22 protein-coding genes and 1 pseudogene are annotated in these 23,962 nt (G+C 69.8%); 13 read left to right on the top strand and 10 right to left on the bottom strand.

Features of this window, described 5'->3' with window-relative positions; all coding sequences use genetic code 11:
* Positions 1 to 19 precede the first annotated feature (19 nt).
* The 3 genes from ureG to urtA all read left to right on the top strand — a co-directional run bounded on the left by ureG (position 20) and on the right by urtA (position 2,893).
* Positions 20 to 646 carry an urease accessory protein UreG gene (ureG, locus tag BM419_RS14020; protein ID WP_020095176.1) on the top strand — a complete coding sequence of 209 codons (627 nt, stop codon included), beginning with the start codon at positions 20 to 22 and terminating at the stop codon, positions 644 to 646.
* 2 nt (positions 647 to 648) lie between these two features.
* Positions 649 to 1,485 (top strand): urease accessory protein UreD, encoded by an 837-nt coding sequence (locus BM419_RS14015; protein WP_091926770.1) that lies wholly within the window; start codon positions 649 to 651, stop codon positions 1,483 to 1,485.
* Positions 1,486 to 1,660: 175 nt separating this feature from the next.
* On the top strand, positions 1,661 to 2,893 hold the full coding sequence (gene urtA, locus BM419_RS14010) for an urea ABC transporter substrate-binding protein (RefSeq protein ID WP_091926769.1): 1,233 nt from the start codon (positions 1,661 to 1,663) through the stop codon (positions 2,891 to 2,893).
* A 213-nt stretch (positions 2,894 to 3,106) separates the two neighbouring features.
* Here the strand turns inward: urtA and BM419_RS14005 are convergent.
* Together BM419_RS14005 and BM419_RS14000 are read right to left on the bottom strand one after the other, a co-directional pair.
* Positions 3,107 to 3,211 (bottom strand): annotated as a pseudogene (locus BM419_RS14005) (integrase core domain-containing protein); the annotation flags it as partial.
* A gap of 15 nt (positions 3,212 to 3,226) precedes the next feature.
* Positions 3,227 to 4,534: an MFS transporter gene (locus BM419_RS14000; protein ID WP_020096109.1), complete on the bottom strand. Its 1,308-nt coding sequence runs from the start codon at positions 4,532 to 4,534 to the stop codon at positions 3,227 to 3,229.
* Between the two features lie 277 nt (positions 4,535 to 4,811).
* Here BM419_RS14000 and BM419_RS13995 point away from each other — a divergent pair, with 277 nt between their 5' ends.
* Genes BM419_RS13995 through BM419_RS13970 form a run of 6 tightly spaced genes read left to right on the top strand, consistent with a single transcriptional unit; the run spans position 4,812 to position 10,632 of the window.
* Positions 4,812 to 5,627, top strand: coding sequence for an IclR family transcriptional regulator (locus BM419_RS13995; RefSeq protein ID WP_020096110.1), 816 nt, complete (start codon positions 4,812 to 4,814; stop codon positions 5,625 to 5,627).
* A gap of 15 nt (positions 5,628 to 5,642) precedes the next feature.
* Positions 5,643 to 6,800, top strand: coding sequence for a CaiB/BaiF CoA transferase family protein (locus BM419_RS13990; protein ID WP_091926768.1), 1,158 nt, complete (start codon positions 5,643 to 5,645; stop codon positions 6,798 to 6,800).
* A gap of 10 nt (positions 6,801 to 6,810) precedes the next feature.
* Positions 6,811 to 7,527 (top strand): enoyl-CoA hydratase/isomerase family protein, encoded by a 717-nt coding sequence (locus tag BM419_RS13985; protein WP_091926767.1) that lies wholly within the window; start codon positions 6,811 to 6,813, stop codon positions 7,525 to 7,527.
* A gap of 25 nt (positions 7,528 to 7,552) precedes the next feature.
* A complete protein-coding gene (locus BM419_RS13980) occupies positions 7,553 to 8,380 on the top strand; it encodes a CoA transferase subunit A (protein ID WP_020096113.1) in 828 nt (275 codons plus the stop codon).
* Entirely contained in the window at positions 8,373 to 9,128 is a 756-nt protein-coding gene (locus BM419_RS13975; RefSeq protein ID WP_020096114.1) for a CoA-transferase subunit beta, read from the top strand. The genes BM419_RS13980 and BM419_RS13975 overlap by 8 nt, the downstream gene beginning before the upstream one ends.
* A gap of 37 nt (positions 9,129 to 9,165) precedes the next feature.
* Positions 9,166 to 10,632, top strand: a complete 1,467-nt coding sequence (locus BM419_RS13970; protein WP_244540767.1) for a class I adenylate-forming enzyme family protein — start codon at positions 9,166 to 9,168, stop codon at positions 10,630 to 10,632.
* 312 nt (positions 10,633 to 10,944) lie between these two features.
* Here BM419_RS13970 and BM419_RS13965 read toward each other — a convergent pair whose 3' ends face one another.
* The 7 genes from BM419_RS13965 to BM419_RS33380 form a co-directional block, all read right to left on the bottom strand.
* Entirely contained in the window at positions 10,945 to 12,393 is a 1,449-nt protein-coding gene (locus tag BM419_RS13965) for a class I adenylate-forming enzyme family protein (protein ID WP_244492111.1), read from the bottom strand.
* A complete protein-coding gene (locus BM419_RS13960; protein ID WP_020096117.1) occupies positions 12,390 to 13,211 on the bottom strand; it encodes an enoyl-CoA hydratase-related protein in 822 nt (273 codons plus the stop codon). Before BM419_RS13960 ends, BM419_RS13965 begins: the two co-directional genes overlap by 4 nt.
* A 20-nt stretch (positions 13,212 to 13,231) precedes the next feature.
* Positions 13,232 to 14,467: an MFS transporter gene (locus BM419_RS13955; protein ID WP_103985789.1), complete on the bottom strand. Its 1,236-nt coding sequence runs from the start codon at positions 14,465 to 14,467 to the stop codon at positions 13,232 to 13,234.
* 12 nt (positions 14,468 to 14,479) lie between these two features.
* Complete coding sequence (locus tag BM419_RS13950) at positions 14,480 to 15,700, bottom strand: ABC transporter substrate-binding protein (RefSeq protein WP_091926765.1); 1,221 nt, start codon at positions 15,698 to 15,700, stop codon at positions 14,480 to 14,482.
* A 152-nt stretch (positions 15,701 to 15,852) separates the two neighbouring features.
* Positions 15,853 to 16,836 carry an acrylyl-CoA reductase (NADPH) gene (locus tag BM419_RS13945; RefSeq protein ID WP_091926764.1) on the bottom strand — a complete coding sequence of 328 codons (984 nt, stop codon included), beginning with the start codon at positions 16,834 to 16,836 and terminating at the stop codon, positions 15,853 to 15,855.
* Between the two features lie 21 nt (positions 16,837 to 16,857).
* Complete coding sequence (locus tag BM419_RS13940; RefSeq protein ID WP_091926763.1) at positions 16,858 to 17,502, bottom strand: acrylate utilization transcriptional regulator AcuR; 645 nt, start codon at positions 17,500 to 17,502, stop codon at positions 16,858 to 16,860.
* A 275-nt stretch (positions 17,503 to 17,777) separates the two neighbouring features.
* Positions 17,778 to 18,086, bottom strand: a complete 309-nt coding sequence (locus BM419_RS33380; protein ID WP_348273191.1) for a hypothetical protein — start codon at positions 18,084 to 18,086, stop codon at positions 17,778 to 17,780.
* Positions 18,087 to 18,407: 321 nt separating this feature from the next.
* Between BM419_RS33380 and BM419_RS13935 the strand changes: the two genes are divergently transcribed.
* The gene (locus BM419_RS13935; RefSeq protein ID WP_091926762.1) at positions 18,408 to 19,607 is read left to right on the top strand and encodes an IS256 family transposase; all 1,200 of its coding nucleotides are present in this window, start codon (positions 18,408 to 18,410) and stop codon (positions 19,605 to 19,607) included.
* A 380-nt stretch (positions 19,608 to 19,987) separates the two neighbouring features.
* On the opposite strand, the gene BM419_RS32390 is transcribed toward BM419_RS13935, so the two are convergent.
* Positions 19,988 to 20,203 (bottom strand): hypothetical protein, encoded by a 216-nt coding sequence (locus BM419_RS32390; RefSeq protein WP_175556304.1) that lies wholly within the window; start codon positions 20,201 to 20,203, stop codon positions 19,988 to 19,990.
* Here BM419_RS32390 and BM419_RS13930 point away from each other — a divergent pair.
* Genes BM419_RS13930 through BM419_RS13920 form a run of 3 tightly spaced genes read left to right on the top strand, consistent with a single transcriptional unit; the run spans position 20,099 to position 23,933 of the window.
* Positions 20,099 to 21,037 carry a MurR/RpiR family transcriptional regulator gene (locus BM419_RS13930; RefSeq protein WP_026605401.1) on the top strand — a complete coding sequence of 313 codons (939 nt, stop codon included), beginning with the start codon at positions 20,099 to 20,101 and terminating at the stop codon, positions 21,035 to 21,037. The genes BM419_RS32390 and BM419_RS13930 overlap by 105 nt on opposite strands.
* Positions 21,034 to 22,011 (top strand): isoaspartyl peptidase/L-asparaginase family protein, encoded by a 978-nt coding sequence (locus tag BM419_RS13925; RefSeq protein WP_020096123.1) that lies wholly within the window; start codon positions 21,034 to 21,036, stop codon positions 22,009 to 22,011. Before BM419_RS13930 ends, BM419_RS13925 begins: the two co-directional genes overlap by 4 nt.
* A gap of 8 nt (positions 22,012 to 22,019) precedes the next feature.
* A complete protein-coding gene (locus tag BM419_RS13920; RefSeq protein ID WP_091926761.1) occupies positions 22,020 to 23,933 on the top strand; it encodes a dipeptide ABC transporter ATP-binding protein in 1,914 nt (637 codons plus the stop codon).
* Positions 23,934 to 23,962: the final 29 nt, after the last annotated feature.

Genomic DNA, 23,962 nt, shown 5'->3' with positions numbered 1-23,962 from the left:
TCTCACGGCCCCGCTCCCCATGACCGACGTGACTCCCGCGAACGCCGCCCGGATCGGGATCGGCGGCCCGGTCGGATCCGGCAAGACCGCGCTGATCGAGCGGCTGATCCCCGTGCTGCGGGCGCGGGGCGTCGATCTCGCGGTGATCACGAACGATCTCGTCACCAAGGAGGATGCCGAGCGGCTGCGCCGCTCCGGGCTGATCGATCCGAGCCGCGTCGAGGCGGTGGAGGCCGGGGCCTGCCCGCACACGGTGATCCGGGAGGACCCGACCCTCAACATCGCCGCGGGCGACGCGCTGGAGGCGCGCTTCCCGGGCCTGCAGCTGCTCGTCTTCGAATCCGGCGGCGACAACCTCGCCTCGACCTTCTCCCTCGACCTCGTGGACTGGTGGATCTTCGTGATCGACGTGGCCGGCGGCGACGACATCCCGCGCAAGCGCGGCCCGGGCGTGCTGCGCTGCGACCTCCTCGTGATCAACAAGGTCGACCTCGCGCCGCATGTCGGCGTCGACCTCGACGGGATGCTCGCGGAGGCCGCGCGGGTCCGGAGCGGCAGGCCGGTCCTCGCCACGAACGCGCGCGCGGGCCTCGGCATCGACGCGGTGGCGGATGCCATCGGCCGGGCCGTCCTGTTCGCGCCCTAGCCGTGCCCGACGACGTCCAGACCGGCCGCCGCGCGACGGCCCGCCTCGGCTTCGTGCGCGGCGGCGGGACCAGCGTGCTCGCCGACCAGCACGTGCCGTACCCGTTCCACATCACGAAGCCGTTCCGCCTGTATCCGCAGCGGCCGGAGCTGATCACGCTGTACCTGCAATCGGCCTCCGGCGGCCTCTACCGCGGCGACCGTCTCGGCCTCGACATCGCGATGGGTCCGGGCTCGGCGGCGCACGTCACCACCCAGGCCGCCACGGTCGTCCATCGCAGCGCCGACCAGCCGGCCCGCCAGGACACGCGGATCCGCGTCGGCGCCGATGCCTTCCTCCACTGCGTGCCCGATCCCCTGATCCTGTTCCCCGGCGCCGCCCTCTCGGCCTCGACCCGGGTCACGCTCGAGCCCGGGGCCCGTGCCGTCGTCTCCGAGAGCATTGCGTGTCACGACCCGGAGGGCCGCGGCAGGCCGTTCGAGCACGTCGAGCTCGCCCTCGGCATCGAGACGGCGGCGGGGGCCGTCCTGGTCCGCGAGCGGGCGCGCATCGCCGGCGCCGAGTTCCGCGATCCGGCCTCGCCGCTCGGCCCGTGGCGGGCCTACGGCGCCCTCGTCATCCTCGGTCCGGCCCCGTGCCTGCCGGATCCCGGGGACGTCCAGGCCGCGGCCGACCGCACCGGCTGCCGGGCCGGGCTCAGCCCGCTGCCGAACGCGGCCGGGCTCGGCCTCCGGCTCCTCGCGCCCGACGGCGGCACCCTGGCGGCGGGGCTGGAGGCGGCCGCTGATCGCGCCTTCGCGGCGCTGACCGGGCTCGCCCCGGCGCGCCGCCGCAAATAGGAAGCCGGCGCCCGGGATCGCCGCCGCCGATATGGGCAGGCTGCCGATGTTTTCATCTTGCGAAATTTATTTTCTTTTGAAGAAATATGCCGAAGGAGACGATCCGTGCGCGACGGCTGATCCGGTGCGGACGGGGCGGCCCACCTTATCGAACGATCTGAAGGATTTGCCCCCCATGGCGACAGACGATCCCGCGCACTTCACCCTCCGCCGGCGCCTGCTGCTCGGGCTGGCGGCGGCCCCGCTCGCGGCATCGCTGCCGCGCGTCGCGGCGGCCGCCGAGGCCGGCGCTCTGGCGGTGACCGACAGCGAGGTGACGGTCGGCATCCTGCACTCGATCACCGGCACCATGGCGATCTCGGAGACCGGGCCGAGCCAGGGCGAGAAGCTGGCGATCCAGCAGATCAACGACGCCGGCGGCGTGCTCGGCCGCAAGATCAAGATCATCCAGGAGGACGGCGCCTCCGACTGGCCGACCTTCGCCGAGAAGGCCAAGAAGCTCCTCGTCAACGACCACTGCGCCGCCGTGTTCGGCTGCTTCACCTCGGCCTCGCGCAAGGCGGTGCTGCCGGTCTTCGAGCAGTACAACGGCCTGCTGTACTATCCGACCTTCTACGAGGGCCTGGAGCAGTCGAAGAACGTCTTCTACACCGGCCAGGAGGCCACGCAGCAGATCCTCGCCGGCCTCGACTGGGTCCACAAGGAGAAGGGCGGCGACAGCTTCTACTTCATCGGCTCGGACTACATCTGGCCGCGCACCTCTAACAAGATCGCCCGCCGGCACATCGAGACCGTGCTCAAGGGCAAGGTCGTCGGCGAGGAGTACTTCCCCCTCGGCCACACGCAGTTCAACTCGGTCATCAACAAGATCAAGCTCACCAAGCCGAAGGTGATCTTCGCCACGATCGTGGGCGGCTCGAACGTGGCGTTCTACAAGCAGCTGAAGGCGGCGGGCATCGACCTGTCGAAGCAGGTGCTGATGACGCTGTCGGTGACCGAGGACGAGGTTGACGGCATCGGCGGCGAGAACATCGCCGGGGCCTACTCGTGCATGAAGTACTTCGAGTCGATCCAGAACGAGAACAATAAGGCGTTCGTGGCCGCGTTCAAGAAGATGTGGGGCGAGAAGACGGTCATCGGCGACGTGACGCAGGCGGCCTATCTCGGCCCGTTCCTGTGGAAGATGGCCTGCGAGAAGGCCGGCACCTTCGACGTCGACAAGGTCGTGGCGGCCTCGCCCGGCCTGGAATTCAAGGGGGCGCCGGAAGGTTACGTGAGGATCGACGAGAACCACCATCTCTGGTCGAAGACCCGGGTCGGCCGGGCCAAGCCCGACGGCCAGTTCGAGATCGTCTACACCAGCCCCGAACTGATCAAGCCCGATCCGTTCCCGAAAGGGTACCAGTAGGCCAGGCTGACGGCTGCGAGGATATCGGTGGCCGGCCGGGTCCAGATGACGGGCTCGGCGTGTCGGTTGTGGCCGGCGATGTCGCGTTTGATCGCCGCCTGCGGGTCGACGACGCCGATGACGGGGCCGCGCCGCGTGTCCGTCGTCGGAAGAGCTGAAACGCCTTGAGGCGCCCAGAGACGGAGGCTGTGGTCCAGCCGGGCTGGCCTGCGGCCGCCACGCATCGATCTCGCTCCTCGCGGCGGCCGACGACGAGAACCAGTTCGCGTTCAGGCACTCGTCGCGCAGGCGGCCATTGAACGAGTCGGCCAACGCGCTTGTGCCGGTCCGCGCTCAGGCCGGCGTGACAGCCGTCGTCCCACGTCGGGAGATGTGCACGTTGCGGTAGAGGGTCAGAGCGCCCACGATCGAGAACAGGGCCGCACAAGCGAGCCAGAGGCCTGGCATGGCTCGATTCCCCGTTGCGTGGATCAGATAGGTACAGATCGCCGGGGTGAAGCCGCCGAAAATTGCCTGTGCGAGACTGTAGGCCAGGGAGAAGCCTGTGGCGCGAACCTCGGCCGGCATGATCTCGGTCAGCGTGACGACCATCACCCCCTGGTAGCCGCCATACAGGAACGACATCCACATGAGGGCGGCCAGCAAGCGGCCGAAGGACGGGTCTGTCACGAGCCACGCCATGACCGGGTAAGCCGTGAGACCGATCAACACCGAGAAGGTCAGGAGCACCGGAAGCCGCCCGACCCGGTCCGACACCGCCCCCATAACGGGCACCCAGACGAAGTTCGCCACGCCGACGCAGACGGTGACCACGAAGCTGTCATGCGCACTTAGGCCAAGAACCTGACGCGCGTAGGTCGGGGTATAGGCCGTGATCATGTAGAAGAAGACGCTCGTCAGTGTGACGAGCAGCACCGCCTTGAGCACGATCGCCCAGTTCTGGAGAAGTGACCGGTAGATCTCGCCGAGGGTTACGCGGCGATGCTTCGCCCGCTGCGCAAAATCCTCGCTCTCCTGCATCGAGCGCCGGATCCAGAACAGGACGGGGATGATCAGGCAGCCGATCAGGAACGGAATGCGCCATCCCCAGGCGAGCATCTGCTCCTCCGTCAGGAAGCCGCGCAGGGTCACGCCGATAACGGCGGCGAAGACCACGGCGACCTGCTGGCTCGCCGATTGCCAGCTCACGTAGAAGCCGCGATTCCCCGGCGTCGCGATCTCCGACAGATAGACCGAGACGCCGCCGGATTCGGCGCCGGCGGAGAACCCCTGCAGCAGTCGGCCGATCAGGACGAGAATGGGAGCGGCGATGCCAATCGATGCGTAGGTCGGCGTGAACGTGATGAGCGCGACGCCCACCGACATGATGGCGAGGCTCATGACCAACCCGGCTCGTCGGCCGTGGCGGTCGATATAGGCGCCAAGCACGATGGCGCCGAGCGGACGCATCAGGAAGCCGATCCCGAAGGTGGCCAACGACAGCATCAACGAGACGTACTCGTTGTCGTTGGGAAAGACGGCCTTTGCCACCGCAGCGGCGTAGAAGCCGTAGACCATAAAATCGAACATTTCGAGGAAGTTTCCGCTCACGACGCGGAAGACGTCCTTCTTCGAGGGCGGTCGCTGCACCGAAGCGTCCATGGTTTCTCTCCCGTCAATGAATCGGCCTCCTCTTCGGAAGGCTGTGCCGGCCTGAGAACGACGCAAGTTGTTCTATTATTTGGAACGACGTATCAGGAATTGATAGGCTATGAACGCCCTGGCCTGCAGTCAATGGAGAACCTGCAGAATTCGCGACCGCGCGGCCGGTATTCGAGAAACCGCCATTGTTGTTGCAACTCGTTCAGAGGACTGCACTTGACGAGGCGCCACGGGCAACGCTAGCTTTTACCAGAACGGCGTTTCGAATGTTGGAACGATGGACAGCACCCTCCTCAAGGGATTGATGCTTCTCGAGCACTTGGCCGGCAGCGAGACGCCCCGGGGCGTCAGCGAACTGGCACGCGCGCTCAACCTCACGAAGAGCAATGTGCATCGCACGCTCCAGACACTGGTGGCCGCCGGCTACGTGCGCGCCCAGACGGGTGGCACCTACGCCTGCACCTTGAAGCTCTTCGAGCTCGCCAGTCCCGTTGTGGCGCGGATCGACGTCCGGCAGGTCGCCGAGCCCTTCATGCGGACCCTGGCCGATCAAACCCAGGAGACCATCCACCTGTCGCTGCTCGACCGGGCGGACGTCATCTACCTGCACAAGATCGAGAGCCCCCAGCCGGTTCGCGCCTATTCGTCGATCGGTGGCCGCGCTCCGGCCTATTGCGTGGCGTCCGGCAAGGCGCTGCTCGCTTATCAGGAGGAGGCGCTGGCCCACCTGCCGGAGACGCTCCAGGTCCACACGCCGCGCACGATCGCGACCCTCGACCTCCTGCGGCGGGAACTCGAGCAGGTCCGGATTCAGGGTTTCGCGATCAATCGCGGGGAGTGGCGGGAGGGCGTGTGCGGGCTCGCCGCGATCGTCCACGATGCCATGGGCCGTCCCGTCGCGGCGATCGGTATCTCCGGGCCGGCCGATCGCCTGAATCCCACGGCGCTCCGCCGCTTCAGCGACGTGGTCGTCGACGCGGCGCGCAGCCTGTCGCGGGCCCTCGGCTACAACCCCATCACCGTCTCATCCCCTGCCGCGCCGCGGCATGCCCGAGGCTCAGCGCCCCCGCGCGCGCCGGCGGCGCTTGCCTGATCGAGGAGTAGGCCCATGCGACCGCTGTCCGGTATCCGCGTGATCGAGTTCTGCAGTGTCGCGGCCGGGCCATTCTGCGCCATGCTGCTCGCCGACATGGGAGCCGACGTCATCAAGGTCGAGAATCCGGAGGGCGGCGACTCGATGCGGGCCTGGCCGCCCCTCAACGCGGGCTTCAGCGAGAACTTCGCCTCGCTCAACCGCAACAAGCGCTCTGTGACGCTGGACCTGAAGGATCCGGCCGACAAGGCGCGCGCCCTGGACCTGATCGGCTCTGCCGACGTGGTGCTGGAGAACAACCGCCCCGGCGTGATGAAGCGGCTCGGCCTCGACTACGTGCGCGTCAGCGCCGGGCGGCCCGGCTTGGTCTATTGCTCGATCTCAGCCTTCGGCCAGGAGGGGCCGCGCTCCGCCGAGGCCGGGTTCGACCTGACGCTCCAGGCGATGAGCGGCGTGATGAGCGTCACGGGCGAGCCCGGCGCGCCCCCGGTCAAGTGCGGCGTACCGATCTCGGATTTCGGCACCGGCCTCTACGCGGCCTACGCCATCGCGGCGGCGCTGCTCCAGGTGCGGGCGGGCGGACCCGGCGCACACATCGACGCCTCGATGTTCGGCGCCTCCCTGGCGATGGGGGCGCTCCAGACCAGCGAGTATTTCGGCAGCGGCCGCGACCCGAAGCGCCTGGGCTCGGCCCATCCGCGCAACGCCCCCTATCAGGCCTTCCGCGCCCAGGACGGGTACTTCGCCATGGCGGCGGGCAACGACGCCCTCTACCGCGCCGCCTGCGCGGCGATCGGGCGCGACGACCTCGCCGAGGATCCGCGCTTCGCCTCGACCGCCCTGCGGGCGCAGAACCAGGGCGAACTCCTGGCGATTCTGGAGCGCGACTTCGCCGACCTCACCTACGCCGACCTGCTGGCCCGGTTCCGCGCCGCGGGCGTGCCCTGCGCACCGATCAACGGCTACGCCGACGCCCTAGCCGACCCGCAGGTCGCGCATATGGGCTGGGTCCAGCCGGTGACCCTGCCGTCCGGCGCTGAGACGCGCACCTTCGTGTCGCCGCTGAAGTTCTCAGGGGAGGGCTTCCCGATCTACCGGGAGCCGCCCGCCCTCGGGCAGCACAACGCCGAACTGTTCGGCGAGGCCGCGCCGGCTCGCGCGCGCACGGCTTGAGGGCGGCGCCATGGACGAACTCCTGAAAGAGCGCAGCGGCGACACGCTGACCCTGACGCTCAACCGCCCCGACAAGATGAACGCCCTGTCGGCCACCCTGGTCGACGCGCTGCTCGACGCCGTCGCGGCTGCGGCCGGCGACGGGACACAGCTCCTCGTGCTGAAGGGCGCGGGGCGCAACTTCAGCGCCGGGTTCGACTTCGGCGGCTACGCGGACCTGTCGGAGGGCGACCTGCTGCTCCGGTTCGTGCGGATCGAGCAGCTCCTCCAGGCGCTGGCCCACGCGCCGTTCGACACGCTGGCGCTCGCGCACGGGCGGAACTTCGGCGCCGGGGTCGACGTGATCTGCGCCTGCGGCCGGCGGGTCGGCGATCCGGCCGCCACCTTCCGCATGCCGGGCCTGTCCTTCGGGCTGGTGCTCGGCACGCGGCGCTACGCCGAGCGGGTCGGCGGCTCCAAGGCCCGGCTCGTCCTCCAGGAGGGGCGGGTCTTCGACGCCCCGGAGGCCCTGTCCGACGGGTTCCTCACCGCCGTCGCGGCGACCGACTCGTGGTTCGACACCGTCGCGGCCGCCTCGGAAGCGGCGACGCGGCTGTCTTCCTGGGCCGGGGCGGCCCTGAACCGCGCCGCCGCCCGCGACACCCGCGCGGACGACCTCGCCGACCTCGTCGCCTCGGCCGCGCGCCCGGGGCTGAAGGACCGGATCCGCGCCTACCGCGCGGCCTGACACACGCCCGATCGGAGGACGCCCCGTGAGCGCCGGAACCCAGAAGATCGTCCCCCTCGCAGACCTCGCAGCCCGCGTGCCGGACGGCAGCTCCCTGGCGCTCGGCGGCAGCTTCCTGCACCGCGGCCCCTTCGCGTTCGTGCGCGAGCTGATCCGCCAGGGCCGCCGCGACCTCGAAGTCGTCAAGCAGTCGCCCGGCTATGACATCGACATTCTCTGCCGCGCCGGCGCCCTGTCGCGGGCGAAGGCGGGGATCGTGGCCATGGAAGGCAATTTCGGCCTCGCGCCCTGGTACCGCCGGGCGATCGAGTCCGGCGAGGTCCGCCTGGAGGAGCACGCCTGCGCCAGCCTGACGGCGGGCCTGCGGGCGGCTGCCTTCGGCGTGCCGTTCATGCCCTGCGGCGGCATCCACGGCTCGGACCTGCCGGCGCTCAACGGCTGGAAGACGATCGAGGACCCCTACGGCAGCGGCGAGGCGGTCTACGCCATCCCGCGCATCCAGCCGGACTTCGCGGTGATCCAGGCCAACGAGGTCAGCGCGTCGGGGGACGTGCGCGTCTTCGGGACCTCGCACTGGGACCGGATCATGAGCCGCTCGGCCAAGCGCGTGCTCGTGGTGGCCGAGCGGGTCGCCCCGGACGCCTCCTTCCGCGACCAGCCCGAACTGACGCTGGTGCCCCACTTCCTCGTCGAGGCGTTGAGCATCGTGCCGAACGGGGCTTGGCCCGGCTCGCTCTGGCCGGATTACGAGATCGATTACCCGGCCGTGGAGGCCTACATGGCCGACGCCCCGGGCGTGCTCGCCGATCACCTCGCCGCCGGCCCCGAGGCCCGGGAGGCTGCCCATGTCTGAGGCGCCGTCCAACGCGATCGAGGCCTGGTCGGGCTTTTCCTACATCGTCACCAATCTCGCCCGGTTCGTGCGGCCGAACGAGATCACCTTCAGCGGCGTGAACTCGGCCCTGCCGATGCTGGCCTGCCTCCTGGCCAAGCAGGCCTATCCCTTCGCGTTCACCTACATCAACGTCGCCGGCGGCGTCGACCCGAACCCGTCGAAGGTGCCGATCTCGTCCTCCGACCCGGTCCTCGCCGAGGGCTCGCGGGCGATCTTCGCCAATGAGGATTTCTACGATCTCTGCACCCGCGGCCTGATGGACCTGTGCTTCCTGGGCGCCGCGCAGGTCGACGGGCTGGGCCGCACGAACGTCTCCTGCATCGGCGACTGGCACGCGCCGCGGGTGCGGCTGCCGGGCGGCGGCGGCGGCGCCGTGATGCTGCCCACCGCCCGCCGGGCGGTCACGTGGCGTACGGAACATTCCCGCCGCACCCTCGTCGAGACCCTCGACTTCGTCACCGCGGCCGGCGGCATGCACGGCGTGGTCACGCCGATCGCCGTCTTCACGAAGCGCGAGGGCCGGCTCGTGCTGGCCTCCTGGCATCCGGAGGCGAGCCTCGACGAGGTCCGGGACCGCACCGGCTTCGCGTTCTCGGCGGACGGTGCCGCCTCGACGCCTCCGCCGACCCCGGCGGAGCGGGCGGCGCTGGCGGTCCTCGACCCGGAGGGCCGGTTCGAGGCCGATGCGGGCATCCGCCTGCGCTGAGGCGCGGGGCAGACAGACGGGACAGGAGATCGCCGCCATGAGCGCTGCCATGCCGGACTCGATCAGCGCGCGGCTGCGCGCGGCCATCGCGGATTATGCGGGGACGGGCCGCACGGCGCTCTCGGGCTCCGACGTCGTATCCTATGCCGACCTCGGCGCGCGGATCGACGCCGCCGCGGGCGCAGTCCGGGACTGGGGTGCCGCCAAGGGTGACCGGGTCGGACTGATCGCGCCCAAGAGTGCGGCGGCCATCGTGGCCTACTTCGGGGCCATGCAGGCCGGCGCCTGCGTCTGCTTCCTGGAGCCGGGGCTCGCGCCGGAGGTGGTGGCCGAGCAGGCTGCGCTCGTCGGCATGCGGCATCTCATCGTCGCCCAGGTCGACGCCTCGCCCGTCGCTCTGACCGGCCTGGACGTCCGCGCACTGGACAGCCTCGCCGACGGCGCGGCCTTCGCGGCCGAGGTCAGCCCGCGGGATGAGGCCATGCTGCTTTTCACCTCGGGGAGCACCGGCCGGCCGAAGGGCGTGCTGCTGCGCCACGAAGGCCTGATCTGCAACGCCGCGGGCGTGCTCCGTCACACCGGTACGGGGCCTGCGGACCGGCTTCTCCACGTCATGCCACTTCATCACACGAACGGCATCAACAACCAGTTGATCGTGCCTCTCCTGGCCGGAGCCGAGATCGTGTTGATGGAGCGCTTCCAGGCCGAGGCCGCCCTCGACCGCCTGCGATCTGGCGGCATCACCTACATGACCGGCGTGCCGACGATCTACGCGCGGATGCTGCCCCTGCTGCGCCCCGGGGAGCGCTTCCCGGGCCTGCGCTTCCTGCGCTGCGGCTCGGCGCCGATCACCCCGACCCTGCATCGGCAGATCGAGGAGGCCTTCGGCGTGCCGCTCCTCGTCTCCTACGGCCTGTCGGAGGCGACCTGCACCTCGACCATGAACCCGCCGGGCCGGCGTCGCATCGGCACGATCGGGACCGTGCTCGCGGGCCAGAAGGTGGACCTGTTCGATCCGGCCACGGATCGCCCGGTCGAGGCCGGCCGGGAAGGGGAGATCCGCATCTCCGGCCCGGCCCTGATGGCCGGCTATCTCGGCAGCGCGGACCAGCCGATCGTGGACGGCTGGCTGCGCACCGGTGATCTCGGCCGCTTCGACGCCGACGGCTTCCTCGCCATCACGGGGCGCATCAAGGACGTGATCATTCGCGGCGGCGAGAATATCTCGCCCGCGTTGATCGAGCGGCAACTCGCTGCCCATCCGGCCATCTGCGACTGTTGCGTGGTCGGCGCCCCCGACGCGGATCTCGGCGAGGTACCGGTGGCCTTCGTGGTGCTGCGGGAGGGCGAGGGCCTCGACGAGCCGGGGCTCAAGGATTTCGTACGGGGTTCCCTCGCGCGGATCTACGTGCCGGCGCAGATTCGCAGGCTTGACGTGCTGCCGGTCAACGGCGTCGGCAAGACCGACCGCAAGGCGCTGCGTAGCTTGTTGGCCGCTTCCTAGGACACATGTCTACGCGAACGGCAGCGCGTCTCACCGCCCCGCCTCGGTGTGGCGCACGTTCGCGGCCGACCCAGGCCAGAACCGGCTCCGACCTGATTGCATCAAGCCGGCAGCTCTGGATCCTTGTTGTACCACGCGTTTTTGCGACGAACCCGGATCCGCTTCGGCGGCATGCGCACCGGCGCCGGCAGGTCCACGTCGATCAGGACAGGGCGGACCGGCTCTCGAGCCGGAAGGGCGCTCGCGCGAATAGGCTCCCCGCGGTGCTGAGAGCGCGGACAAGACGATCGTGCGGACGGCCCCCGTCCCAGCCTAGGAGCTCACTGGCGCGCCCTGCAGGTCGGCCGACGTCGTCTCCGCGTGGATCAGCGTGAGCGTACTGACCATCGCCCGGCTCGCCTTTCCGGTCGCGCCCGACGGCAGCGTGTCGCTGAAGACGATCACGTCCGGCACCTTGTAACGTTCGAGATGGGCCGATGCCCAGCGCCTGAGTTCGTCCGCCGACAGCGCGCGGTCAGGCTTCAGCACGACGACCGCGTGGATCGCCTCGCCGAGGCGCGGGTCGGGCACGCCGGCGCACAGGGCCGCCGCGATGTCCGGATGCGCGCACAGGGCGTTCTCGATCTCCAGGGGCGCGATCTTGTTGCCGCCCCGCGCGATGATCTCCTTCGAGCGCCCGACGAGCTCGACGTGACCGTCCTGGCGCAGGCGCGCGAGATCGCCTGTGCGGAAGTGGTCCGCCTCCAGCGCGGAGCGCGTGAGCTCAGCGCCGTCGAGATAGCCGAGCATGCCGCAGGCAGTTCGGATCCGCAGCTCGCCGGTCTCGCCCAGAGCGGCGAGCGCGCCGTCGTCGCGGACGATGCGGAACGACACGCCCTCGGTTGGCATGCCGATCGACCCAGCCTCCGAGACGTCCCGCGGTCGGTGACAGAAGTCGCAGGAGCCAGTCTCGGTCGAGCCATAGAGGTCGACGAGCTCGGCCTTCGGCCATCCGCCGCGGACTGCTTGCGTCAGCGACGGGCTGAGCGCCTCGCCGCCGGTCAGCACCGCCCGCAGACGGGGGGCCGGCGGGACACCGTCGGCCAGCAGGGCTCGCAGCATGGTCGGCACAGCGGCCAACACCGTCCCCTCCGCGGCGAGCAGGCCCTCGAGCGTCGCGGGCGTGAACTTCGGGACGAGGACGAGTCTCGCCTCAGAGCGGATCGCCAGGAGGCTCGCCCAGATCCCGAAGATGAAGGTCAGCTGGAGCGGCACCGCGACGACGTCGTCCGGGCGAAAGCCCAGCAGCCGGTCGAGGATCGCGAGCTTGCGCGCCAGGGCATCGTGTCCGAGAACCACGCCCTTCGGCACGCCGGTGCTGCCCGAGGTGAAGACCACGAGGGCGGCCCCGTCCAGGAGCGGCCGCACCGGCGGCGCATCCTCCGCGATCTTCTCCAAGCTGAGCCCGTCGGCCCGGAAGCGGGCACGCGTCGCCCGCTCGACCGCCGCGCGGGTGAGCGGTGCAGCGGCTCGGTGAACGGGCACCGCGACCGCGCCCGCCCGCCAGAGGCCGAGCAGCGTCCCGAGATCGAGCGCCCGGTTGCCGATGGTGAGGTGCACCGGCTCGTGCGGGCGCATGCCTGCCGCACGCAGCCGACCGGCGACCAGATCCGCGTGTGCACCGAGGTCGCGCCCCGTCATCCCGGGGCCGGAACTCTCGTCCACCCGGCTGCCTGGGCGGCCGAGCCCAGCGCCCAGGAGTTCCGCCAGCGCCCCGGTCACGATCCGGCTCCCGGGAAGCGGCTGTCGCGCCAGGCCAGTGCCGCCTTGAGGCCTTGCGACCGGGCGATGTCCATGAAGGCCCGCTTGTCCGGCGAGCCTTCGCCCTCGATCAGCAGGTCGATGTCGAGGGCCGTCTCCAGGGCCTCCAGCATGCCGCGCGCCTCGATCGACCGGTTGAGGGCCCGTTTCGTCTCCTTGACGAGGTTCGGGTCGATCGCCGCGATGTGCCGGGCAAGGCGCAGCGCGCTCGCGTCGAGCTCGGCAATCGGCACGACTCGGTTGACCATTCCGATCTCGTAGGCGCGCCGCGCCGGAATGCGGTCCTCGCCCGTGAGGATGATCTCCTTGGCGATCTTCGGGCCGACGATCCAGGGCAGGATCATCACCACGATACCGGCCCCGAACTTCAGCTCCGGCTCGCCGAAGAAGGCATCCTCGGCCGCCACGGTCACGTCGCAGGCCAACGCCAACTCGCAGGCGCCCGCGAGGCAGGGACCACGCACCGCCGCGATGGTCGGCTTCGGGCAGTGCCAGAAGCGCATCGGCACATCGAAATCCTTGCGCAGGATCGGGCGCCACTGGCTCACGCCTTCAGGGCGCAGCGCCATCTGATCCTTGAGATCGAAGCCCGACGAGAAGGCCGTGCCGGCCCCGCGCACGATCACGGCGCGCACCGCATCGTCGGCCTCGGCCGCGTCCATCGCCTGCGCGAGTTCGTCGAGCATGGTCGCGCTGATCGCGTTGGTGCGCTCCGGGCGGTTCAGGGTGATGCGTGCCACCGGCGCGAGCGTCTCGTAGGTGATCGTCTTGAAGGCCACGGGTGGCTTTCTCCTCGCTGTCACTTGCGTCCTCCCGCCAGCCGCTTGGCCTCGGGTAGGCGCCGCAGCCGCAGCATCGAAGCGAGACCCAGGAACGGCCCCACGGCCAGCAGCGCGAAGGCGAAGCGCCAGCCGAGGAATGTCCCGGCGAAGGCGATGAGCTGGATACTGACGAGCGTCAGGAGAAAGCCGAGGCAGGTCTGCACGGTGAGCATCGTGCCGATCAGCCTGCGGTCGCTCAGCTCGCTCACCGCCGCCGAGAACTGCGCCGAATCGGCGATTACCGCGACGCCCCAGAGCACGCCCACCGCCAGCACCGCCCAGGCAGGGCCGCCGAACAGGAAACCCACCGCGATGGCACAGCAGCCGCTGGCCAGCATCGAGGCGCCGGTGACCAGAGTGCGCCCGAGTCGATCGGCCGCCCAGCCGCCCAGCATCGCGCCGAACGCCCCGGCCGCCACCACCGCGAAGGCGGCCAGTTCCGGCGGGAACGGCGGCGCGTTGCCGTAACGCTCACGGAAGCTCGCCGCCATGAAGGCACCGATCCAGGCCCACATCGCGTAGAGCTCCCACATGTGGCCGAGATAGCCGAGATTGGCCAAGCGCACGCCGCGATTGCGCCACGCCTCCAGGGCGTTCTCCAAGCGCAGGGGCGGGGCCTCCGACCGGATCGGCCCGAGTTGCACGAAGCGGATCAGGGCCGCCGAGAGGAGGGCGCCCAACGCCGCACCGAGCACCGGCAGATGCCAGTCGAGCTGGCCGAGGGCCGCGACGAGGTGGGGCAGCGCCGAGCCGAGGGTGAGCGCGCCCACCAGAAGGCCGATCAGCAGCCCCAGGTCACCCACCGCCCAGGTCGCGGCGATCTTCATGCCGACCGGGTAGACGCCGGCCATGCAGGCCCCCGTCACGAAGCGCAGCAGCGGCACCATCGGCGAGGTCGGCGCGAAGGCCAGCATCAGGAGGTTGGCGAGACCGGCCGCGACGGCGCAGCCGCAGAACAGCCGGCGCAGGTCGAACCGGTCGGCCAGCCCCAGCAGCGCGCTGACCAGGGTGCCGGCGACGAACCCGGCCTGCACGCTGTTGGTGAGCAGGGCCTCCTGGAACGGGCTCAGCGTCCACTGCGTGCGGATCGCGCCGATCGAGGCGGTGGTGGCGAACCACGTCGCCATAGCCGCCACCTCGCTCAGGAGCAGCAGCCCGATCGCCATCCGCTTTGCGCTGATGGTCGCGCTGTCGGCCGCGTCAGGACGTGCCATGGCTAGGCTGCCTCACTTCGCGGCCGTATGGGCTACGAGGGGGCAGCCGCCGTCGGCCATGGGCCGGAACGCCTGGTCGCCGGGGATGGTGTCGACGAGCTTGTAGTAGTCGTACGGCCCCTTCGACTCGGACGGGTCCTTGACCTGGAACAGGTAGAGGTCGTGGATGGTGCGCCCGTCCGCGCGGATCGAGCCGTGGCCGAACAGCGGATCGTTTGTCGGCATCGCCTTCATCTGCGCGACGATGTCGGTGCCGCGATGCGCCTTGTCCTTGTCGAGGGCGGCGATCGCCTTCATCCAGTGGAGCATCGCCGCGTAGGTGCCGGCCTGGTTCATCGTCGGGTAACGGCCACCGTTGCGTGCCGCGAACCGCTTCGCCCAGGTCCGGGTGCCGTCATTGAGGTCCCAGTAGAACGCCTCGGTCAGAGTCAGGCCGTGGGCGACCTTCAGGCCGACTGAGTGGATGTCCGAGATGAAGGCGAGGAGCGCGACGAGCTTCTGGCCGCCGTCGGTGAGGCCGAACTCCGAGGCCTGCTTGATGGCGTTGATCGTGTCGCCGCCGGAATTGGCGAGCGCGACCACCTGCGCACCGCTGCCCTGGGCCTGGAGCAGGTAGGAGGAGAAGTCGGTGCTCTGGAACGGAGCCAGGACGTGTCCGAGGGACTTGCCGCCCGCCTTCGTCACGGCCTCGGTGGCGTCGCGCTCCAGAGCGTGACCGAACGCGTAATCCGTCGTGAGGAAGTACCAGGACTTTCCGCCCTGCGTGATCACGGCGCGCGCCGTGCTGTTGCCGAGAGCCCAGGTGTCGTAGGTCCAATGGACGTTGGTCCGGGTGCAGTTCTTCCCGGTCAGATCCGAGGACCCGGCGCTCGCGATCAGGAATGCCTTGTCCTTCTCGCTCGCGATGTTCGACACGGCCAGGGCGACCGAAGAGGTCGGTACGTCGACGATCGCGTCGACCTGGTCGACGTCGAACCAGCGTCGCACGATGGCCGCGCCGATATCGGGCTTGTTCTGATGGTCGGCCGAGAGAACCTCGACGCGGAAGCCTCTCACGTCCGGCTTGAAGTCCTCGACGGCCATGCGCGCGGCCTCGACGGAGCCCGGCCCCGCGATGTCGGCGTAGAGCCCGGACTGATCATTCAGCACGCCGATACGGAAGGTCGGCAGCGGGTCGGCCTGCACGGCGGACAGGCCGCCAAACAGGATCGCCAGCGCGAATACACCCTTCATGGTCTTTCCTCCATCGGTATGAACGGACTGTGTTTGTTTTTGTCAGTCCGGCGGCAGTGCCGCGTTCAGTATTAAGCCATCACACCCAAGTCTTCCCTGTATGATTTCCGTCTGTTCCGCAGTTGAACGGCGGCGAGAGGCGGCGAGAACGCCTAGCGATGCACGTCAACGACGACGCGGCCGCGCACCCGGCCCGACATCAGGCGTTCCGCGGTGGCCACAGCCTCTGTCAGGCCGATCTCGTCCGTGATCGCCTCGAGCTTGACCGGATCGAGGTCGCGGACCAGCCTGTTCCAGGCGTCGATCCGCTCGGGCCGCGGGCACATCACGCTGTCGATCCCGATCAGGCTGACTCCGCGCAGGATGAAGGGGGCCACGCTCGCAGGCAGGTCCATGCCCTGCGCCAGACCGCAGGCCGTCACGACACCCCGGTACTTCATGGCGGCACAGACGTTCGCCAGCGTGTGGCTACCGACCGCATCGACGGCCCCGGCCCAGCGCTCCCGGGCGAGCGGCCTGCCCGGATCCGAGAATGCCGCCCGGTCCAGCACCTCCGCTGCGCCGAGGCGGCGCAGGTAATCGGCCTCCTCAGGACGGCCGCTCACCGCCACGACCGTGTAGCCGAGGCGCGACAGGAGAGCGACCGCCGTGCTGCCGACGCCACCGGCCGCGCCGGTGACGACGACCTCGCCCTTGTCGGGGGTGACGCCGTGGCGCTCGAGGGCGATCACGCACAGCATCGCCGTGTAACCGGCAGTTCCGATCGCCATCGCCTGCCGTGGCGTGAGCGTCTCCGGCAACGGCACCAACCAGTCGCCCTTGAGCCGTGCGACTTGCGCCAGCCCACCCCAATGGGTCTCGCCGACGCCCCAGCCGTTGAGGACGACGCGGTCGCCGGCCTTGTAGTCGTGATGCCGGGATTCGCGGACGGTGCCGGCGATGTCGATGCCCGGCACCATCGGAAACTTGCGCACGACCGGCCCTTTCCCGGTGATCGCGAGCCCGTCCTTGTAGTTCAACGTCGAGTAGGCGACATCCACGGTGACGTCGCCCTCGGGGAGCTGCGCCTCGTCGATCTCACGTAGGCCGGCGCGGTAGCCCGCCTCATCCTTCTCGATCAGGATTGCCTTGAACATTCGGGGCACTCCATGGGGCGCTCAGCGCGTAAGACAGGTCAGGAATAGGGTGGCGAAGAGGTCGAGAGGCTCGGGGCTGCGCTCGAGCTTGGCGCGCAGGACCGCACCTTCCCAGCCGATCCAGAAAAACGCCGCCAACGCAGCGCAATCGGCATCCGCGGCGATCTGGCCGGCTGCCTGGGCGTCCCGGAGACAGCGCTCCGTCCGCGCCTGCCAGTCGAGGAGCACGCCGTGCAGACGGTCCCGAAAGAGCTCGGGCAGGGCGCTCATCTCCTGCCCAAGATTGCCGACGACACAGCCGCGACGGAACTCGTAGCGTGCCATGCCGGCCTTCGCGTCGGCGACGAAGTTCCTGATGCGCTCGATCGGGGTCGTACTCTCATCGAGCAACCAGCGGTCGAGCTTGCGCGCGAAGTAGGCTGCGTACGCCTCGATCAGTTCGGCGCCGAAGACGTCCTTGCTCGCGAAATAGTGATAGAACGAACCTTTCGGCACACCCGCGGTGCGCAGGACCTCTTCGAGGCCGGTTGCCGAGTAGCCCTTCTCCGATAGCAGCGCGACGCCCACCCGGATCAAGGCCGCCCGCGACGTGCCGTAGGCCGGCTCAGGCCTAGGTGGCCGACCCCTCTTGCGCGCGGTGACAACCGAGACCGAATCGGACTTCATGAATTAGAAATAGACCGGTTGATTATTAAATGCAACGAGCCTGGGCGATCCTGTCAGACTGCGTTCCGCGCGCAGCTCTCAGGAGGAGGAGCTGCGACGCGCCGAGATCGTGTCTTTCTGATCCAGTGGCGAAGGGTCGGTGCCGTCTCCCGATGCCGCAGGGCGAACGCACCGGTGCGCAAGGGGCGGTTGTCGGGGCCGGGCTTAGCTAGAGCTCGCCGGTTGTGGATGAGGCCGTTTGTGCGTGGAATCGAAGAGGCGAGGGCGCTCTACTTTCAAATCCTTGCGCTGGCGAGGCCGAGCTGCCGGCAGGCCGGGCCGGTCAGCGCGGGACCCTCGGGGGCGATGAATAGGCCGGTCATCGTGCGTCCGATTTCTTGGTGCCGCGGATGAGGCGGCAGCGCGGGGTCGTGGCCGGCTCCACTGTTCTTCGTTTCGATGCAGAAGATGGCACGGGCGCCGGTTGGGGCGGTGCCACGGATGACGACGAAGGCGGTGCGATCGGCAGTGAAGCGCGGGTCGCCGCGGCCGAGACGGGGTTCCCGGGATGGGTTGATGGATGAACAGCCGCCACCACGCGGCACCGGCAGTGCCGCAGAATGGGCATAAGCGGGGGAGCGGCACCGGCTGCACGGCAAGCGAGGCTCGGCGGCGGCGGGGGTGCCGTGGGAGCGGCGGCGGCCCTGCCCGAGGTCCGGGCGTGGGTCGAGTGGGGTTGGGTGCAATGGCGACCGGTGAGACACGGGTCGTGTCCCTGGAGGTGGTGTAGCTCGCCGGTAGCGGGAGAGCCCGCCTGCGCGCCCTTCACAGCGCTGTAGCAGGCGGGATCTCTCGCGGGGTGGTCATCGGCGGTTGCCGGGTAGGGTCGGGTTGCGAGCACCAACCGCGAACCCGAGAGCCCCCCGATGACCGACGAGATGATGGCCCTGCGCGGGCTGATGGAGAAGAGCGCCGACGCCGATTTGCTGCGCGAGATGATCGGCTTTGCGGCCGAGCGGCTAATGGAGCTGGAGGTTGGTGGCCTGACCGGCGCGGCCCATGGCGAGAAGAGCGCCGAGCGGCTGGTCCAGCGCAACGGCTACCGTGACCGGGATTGGCAGACGCGGGCCGGCACGGTCGAGCTGAGCATTCCGAAGCTGCGCAAGGGCAGCTACTTTCCGGGCTTCCTGGAGCCGCGACGCATGGCCGAGAAGGCGCTCACGGCTGTGATCCAGGAGGCCTACATCCAGGGCATCTCGACCCGCTCGGTTGATGACCTCGTCCAAGCGATGGGCGGCACAGGCGTGTCGAAGAGCCAGGTCAGCCGGCTCTGCCAGGAAATCGACGAGCGCGTGGGCGCGTTCCTCGCCCGGCCCATCGAGGGCGAGTGGCCCTACCTCTGGATCGACGCGACCTACGTGAAGGTGCGCCAGGACGGCCGTATCGTCTCTGTCGCCGTCATCGTGGCGGTCGGTGTGAACACTGACGGCCGTCGCGAGGTGCTCGGCATGGATGTCGGCCCGTCCGAGGCCGAGACGTTCTGGACGGACTTTCTCCGCAAGCTGGCGCGCCGCGGCCTGCGCGGGGTCAAGCTGGTGATCTCGGACGCCCACGAGGGCATCAAGGCGTCGGTGGCCAAGGTGATGAACGCGACCTGGCAGCGTTGCCGTGTCCACTTCATGCGCAACGTGCTCGCCCATGCCGGACGCAGCGGGCGGCGTGTCGTCTCCGCCTTCATCGCCACGGCATTTGCCCAGGACGATGCCGAGGCGGCCCGTCAGCAGTGGCGGCGCGTGGCCGATCAGCTCCGGCCGAAGGTCCCCAAGCTCGCCGCCCTGATGGACGAGGCTGAGCCGGACGTGCTGGCCTACATGGGCTTCCCCACCCAGCATCGGGTCAAGCTGCACTCCACCAACCCGCTGGAACGCCTCAACGGCGAGATCAAGCGCCGGACCGAGGTGGTCGGCATCTTCCCCAACGAGGCGGCCATCACACGCCTCGTCGGCGCGATCCTGCTGGAACAGAACGACGAGTGGGCCGTCCAGCGCTCCCGCTACATCACCCTGGAAAGCATCGCCCCGATCGGCGATGATCCCCTCGTCAGCCTGCCGACCCTGGCAGCCTGATCAATCCGGCCCAAGCCGGTGATCGTGGTGGCCACGCCGAAGCTACACCACCCCAGGGGACACGACCGAGACACGCGCTCGACATGCGCAGCCGTGCGTCAAAGCGCCGTTCGGTCACCTGGGTTTGGGACGCGCTGCTGCCGGACCTTGGCCTTGAGCTAGGAAGTTGATCGACGATTTCGCGCCCGTCACGGCCATTCGGTGGCGTCAGCCGGCATCTCCGAAGCAGACATCAGCATAGATCGGCTCACCGGTCGCCATTGCACCTGCAGTGAGCCCCCCACAGCAGGAGCGCAACTGCAGCCATCGGCCAACGCAGTTGCCGTGAACGGGGAGGCGCATCTGACTAGGAGCGAGGTGACCCAATTTGTCTGGGAAGTTCAGCGATTTGTGCAACTGGTGCCGCGAAAAGAAGCGTCGAAGCGCTTGCGGGTGATCGAAAAAATTCTCAGACTGTCCGGCAGTGAGAATTTTTGATCGGCTCGAGCGTCGTGGCGTTGGAACCCAAGGAACTTTCTGTCGCGCAACGGATCGCGCACGCGTTTCCGGCGCTCAGCTCCGCTCACCGAGAGGTCGCCCGCTTCGTCCTTGATCATCCGTTGCGCGCCGCGACTCTGCCCGTGAATGAGCTTGCAGACTTGGTTGGCGTCTCCGTCGCCACCGCTAATCGGTTTGCCCGCGCCGTGGGCTACGAGGGCTACGCAAAGTTCCGCGCGGCCCTCGTCCTCGGCTATGAGAAGGCGCTCGCACCGGTCGAGAAGCTGCGCGGCAGCCGAGATCAGCCCGCGACCGCGTCCGGCATCCTCGACGGAGCCTTGGCCGATATCGTCCGCAACATCGAGGCGACGCGGCGTGGGCTCGACGGCCAGACCTGTGCGCAGGCCGTCGAGGCGATCCGCCGGGCCCGACGGGTCTACGTCGTGGGCCTGGGCAGCAGCAGCTGGCCGGCCGGCATCCTGGCGCGCAACCTCGACGTCAACCGCGAGGACGTCCATCTGCTGGCGACACTGGAGGGGCCCGGCTTCGCCGCCCGGAGCCTGCGCCGGCTGACGACCGACGACCTCGTCATCGCGCTCGCAACCCCGCGGTACTTCGCCGACACGGTGCGGCTGGCCGAGATCGCACGGAAGCACGGCGCCGCGGTCCTGGCGCTGACTGACGGACCGCACTCACCCCTCGTCGCCACCGCAACGGTCGCGCTCTACGCGCAGACCGACTGCCACTACTTCGCCGCCTCGGATGCCAGCCTGACGGCCCTCGTGGAGGCCCTGGCGAGCGCCTTCGCCCACGCCACCGAGGATCTCGTCCCGGCCGCGACGCGCGTGACGGAAGCGGTGCTGCCCTGGCTCGACCGCGACTACGCCGCCTGGCCGCCGCAGGGCGGAGCCGACGACCTGCCCGACACCCCGCCTCCGGGAGCCGTTCCATGAGCGACCACCGCCCCGTACTCGTGATCCACGGCGGTGCCGGGACGATCGCGTCGGGCCAGGCCGATCCCGGCGAGGCGCGCTACCACGCGGCCCTCGCCGGAATCCTGGCGGCCGGAGCGGCCTGCCTCGCCGACGGCGGGAGCGCCCTCGACGCCGTGAGTGTCGCCGTCGACCTTCTGGAGGAGTGCCCGCTCTTCAATGCCGGCCACGGCGCCGTCTTCACCAGCGCCGAGACCCACGAACTCGACGCCGCGATCATGGACGGCGCCACCCTGCGGGCCGGCGCTGTCGCGGGCGTCTCGCGGGTGCGCCGGCCTGGCCGCGCCGCCCGCGCGCTGATGGAGGCCGGCGAGCACGTCCTTATGGCTGGTGCCGGCGCCGAGACCTTCGCGCGCCGGCACGGCCTCGAGATGGTCGAGCCCGATTTTTTCTCGACAGAGGCCCGCCGCGACCAGCTTCGCCGAGCGTTGGCCGCCGGGCAAGTCGCCCTCGACCACGACACGGCGTCGGGGCCCCTCGACGAGACCCGCAAGTTCGGCACGGTGGGCGCCGTCGCCCTCGACCGGGACGGCCACCTCGCCGCCCTGACCTCGACCGGCGGCATGACCAACAAGCGTCCCGGCCGGATCGGCGACTCGCCGCTGATCGGCGCGGGCACCTACGCGGACGACAGGACCGCCGCGGTCTCCTGCACCGGCACGGGGGAGGCCTTCATCCGCGTCGCGGCGGCGCACGATGTCTGCGCGCGCATGGCCTACGGGGGCCAGGACCTCGAGGTGGCAGCCCGGGCGGTTGTCGAGGAGCACCTGCCGACTGTCGGCGGCCGCGGCGGGCTGATCGCCGTCGATGCGCGTGGCCGGGTCGCAATGCCGTTCAACACCGAGGGCATGTATCGCGGCCTCGTCCGCTCCGGCGAGGCGCCGGCCACCGCGATCTTCGGCGAGACCCGCCGCGTCCCCGCACCAGCGCGCTGAGATCCGCCATGCCGACCATCGCAGCCGGGACCGCCTCTCCTGCCGCTCTGCCCGACGGACGGGTCGTCTCCGTCACCGGCCTTACCGTCCGCTTTGCGAACTCCGAGCGGGTCGTGGAGGCGGTCCGCGACCTCGCGTTCCACGTCGACGCCGGCGAGACCCTGGCGATCGTCGGCGAGTCCGGGTCCGGCAAGTCCGTGACCTCGCTCAGCCTGATGCGCCTCGTGGAGCACGGCGGCGGCCGGATCGCGGCCGGGCAGATGCTGTTCCGGCGCGGCTCGGGCGAGGTGCTCGATCTCGCCGCCGCCCCGAACGCCAAGATGCGGGCGATCCGTGGCGCCGAGATCGCGATGATCTTCCAGGAGCCGATGACCTCCCTGAACCCGGTCTTCACCGCCGGGGACCAGATCGCGGAATCGATCCGCGTCCACCAGGGGAAGAGCGCCTCAGCCTCCCGGGCCGAGGCCCTGCGGATGCTCGACCTCGTGCGCATCCCCGAGGCGCGCAACGTCCTCACGCGCTACCCGCACCAGCTCTCCGGCGGCATGCGCCAGCGCGTGATGATCGCCATGGCCCTGTCCTGCAAGCCGCAGTTGCTCATCGCCGATGAGCCGACCACGGCCCTCGACGTCACGATCCAGGCGCAGATCCTCGAACTGATCCGCAGCCTCCAGGCCGAGATGAAGATGGGCGTCGTCTTCATCACTCACGACATGGGCGTCGTGGCCGAGATCGCCGACCGCGTGCTGGTCATGTACCGCGGCGACAAGGTGGAGGAGGGGGCGGCGCCCGCGCTCTTCACCGCGCCGCGCCACGCCTACACCCGGGCGCTGCTCGCCGCCGTTCCCCGTCTCGGCGCCATGGCGGGCAGCGACCTGCCGCGGAAGTTCGACCTGCTGCGGGCCGAGGCCCGGGAACACCCGGCGGGGCAGGGTGCGTCCGCCCCGGTCGACGAATCCCACGACACCGTGCGCGCCGGCGCCGGGCCGATCCTGCGGGTGCGCGACCTCGTCACCCGGTTCGACATCCGCGGCGGCCTTCTGAATCGCGTGCGCCGCCGCGTCCACGCGGTGGAGCAGGTCAGCTTCGATCTCCATCCCGGCGAGACCCTGGCCCTCGTCGGCGAATCCGGCTGCGGCAAGTCGACGACCGGCCGCTCGCTCCTGCGCCTCGTGGAGAGCCAGAGCGGCCTGATCGAGTTCGACGGCGGCAACATCCGCGACCTGCCCCCCGGGCAGTTGCGCGGCCTGCGGCGCAATATCCAGTTCATCTTCCAGGACCCCTACGCCTCCCTCGATCCCCGCCTGACCGTCGGCTTCTCGATCATGGAGCCGCTGCTGGTCCACGGGATCGCGACGCGCCGGGAGGCCGAGGCGCGGGTGGCGTGGCTGCTCGAGCGCGTCGGGCTGACCCCCGACCAAGCCCAGCGCTACCCGCATGAGTTCTCGGGCGGACAGCGGCAGCGCATCGCCATCGCCCGGGCCCTCGCCCTGAACCCGAAGGTCATCGTCGCCGACGAGGCGGTCTCGGCCCTCGACGTGTCGATCCAGGCCCAGATCGTGAACCTGATGCTCGATCTCCAGCGGGAGTTCGGCCTCGCCTACCTGTTCATCAGCCACGACATGGCGGTGGTCGAGCGCATCAGCCACCGGGTGGCGGTGATGTATCTCGGCCAGATCGTCGAGATCGGCCCCCGCCGGGCGATCTTCGAGGACCCGCAGCACCCCTACACCCGCAAGCTGATGGCGGCGGTGCCGGTCGCCGACCCGGCCCACCGCCACCTGCGCGCCCGCCGGCTCCTGACCGACGAGATCCCGAGCCCAGTCCGGGCGCTCGGCGACGAGCCGCAGGTCGCGCCCCTCGTCGAGATCGGCCCCGGCCATCTCGTCGCCCGCCACACGGTCGGCGGCCTCGCCGCCTGACACCGCCTATCCCCGCCAGCAGGATCGTC

The sequence above is a fragment of the Methylobacterium sp. yr668 genome (genome assembly GCF_900116245.1).
Classification (GTDB): Bacteria; Pseudomonadota; Alphaproteobacteria; order Rhizobiales; family Beijerinckiaceae; genus Methylobacterium.
The sequence above is the reverse complement of the archived record's forward strand: the minus strand, read 5'-3'. Positions and strand labels throughout refer to the sequence as shown.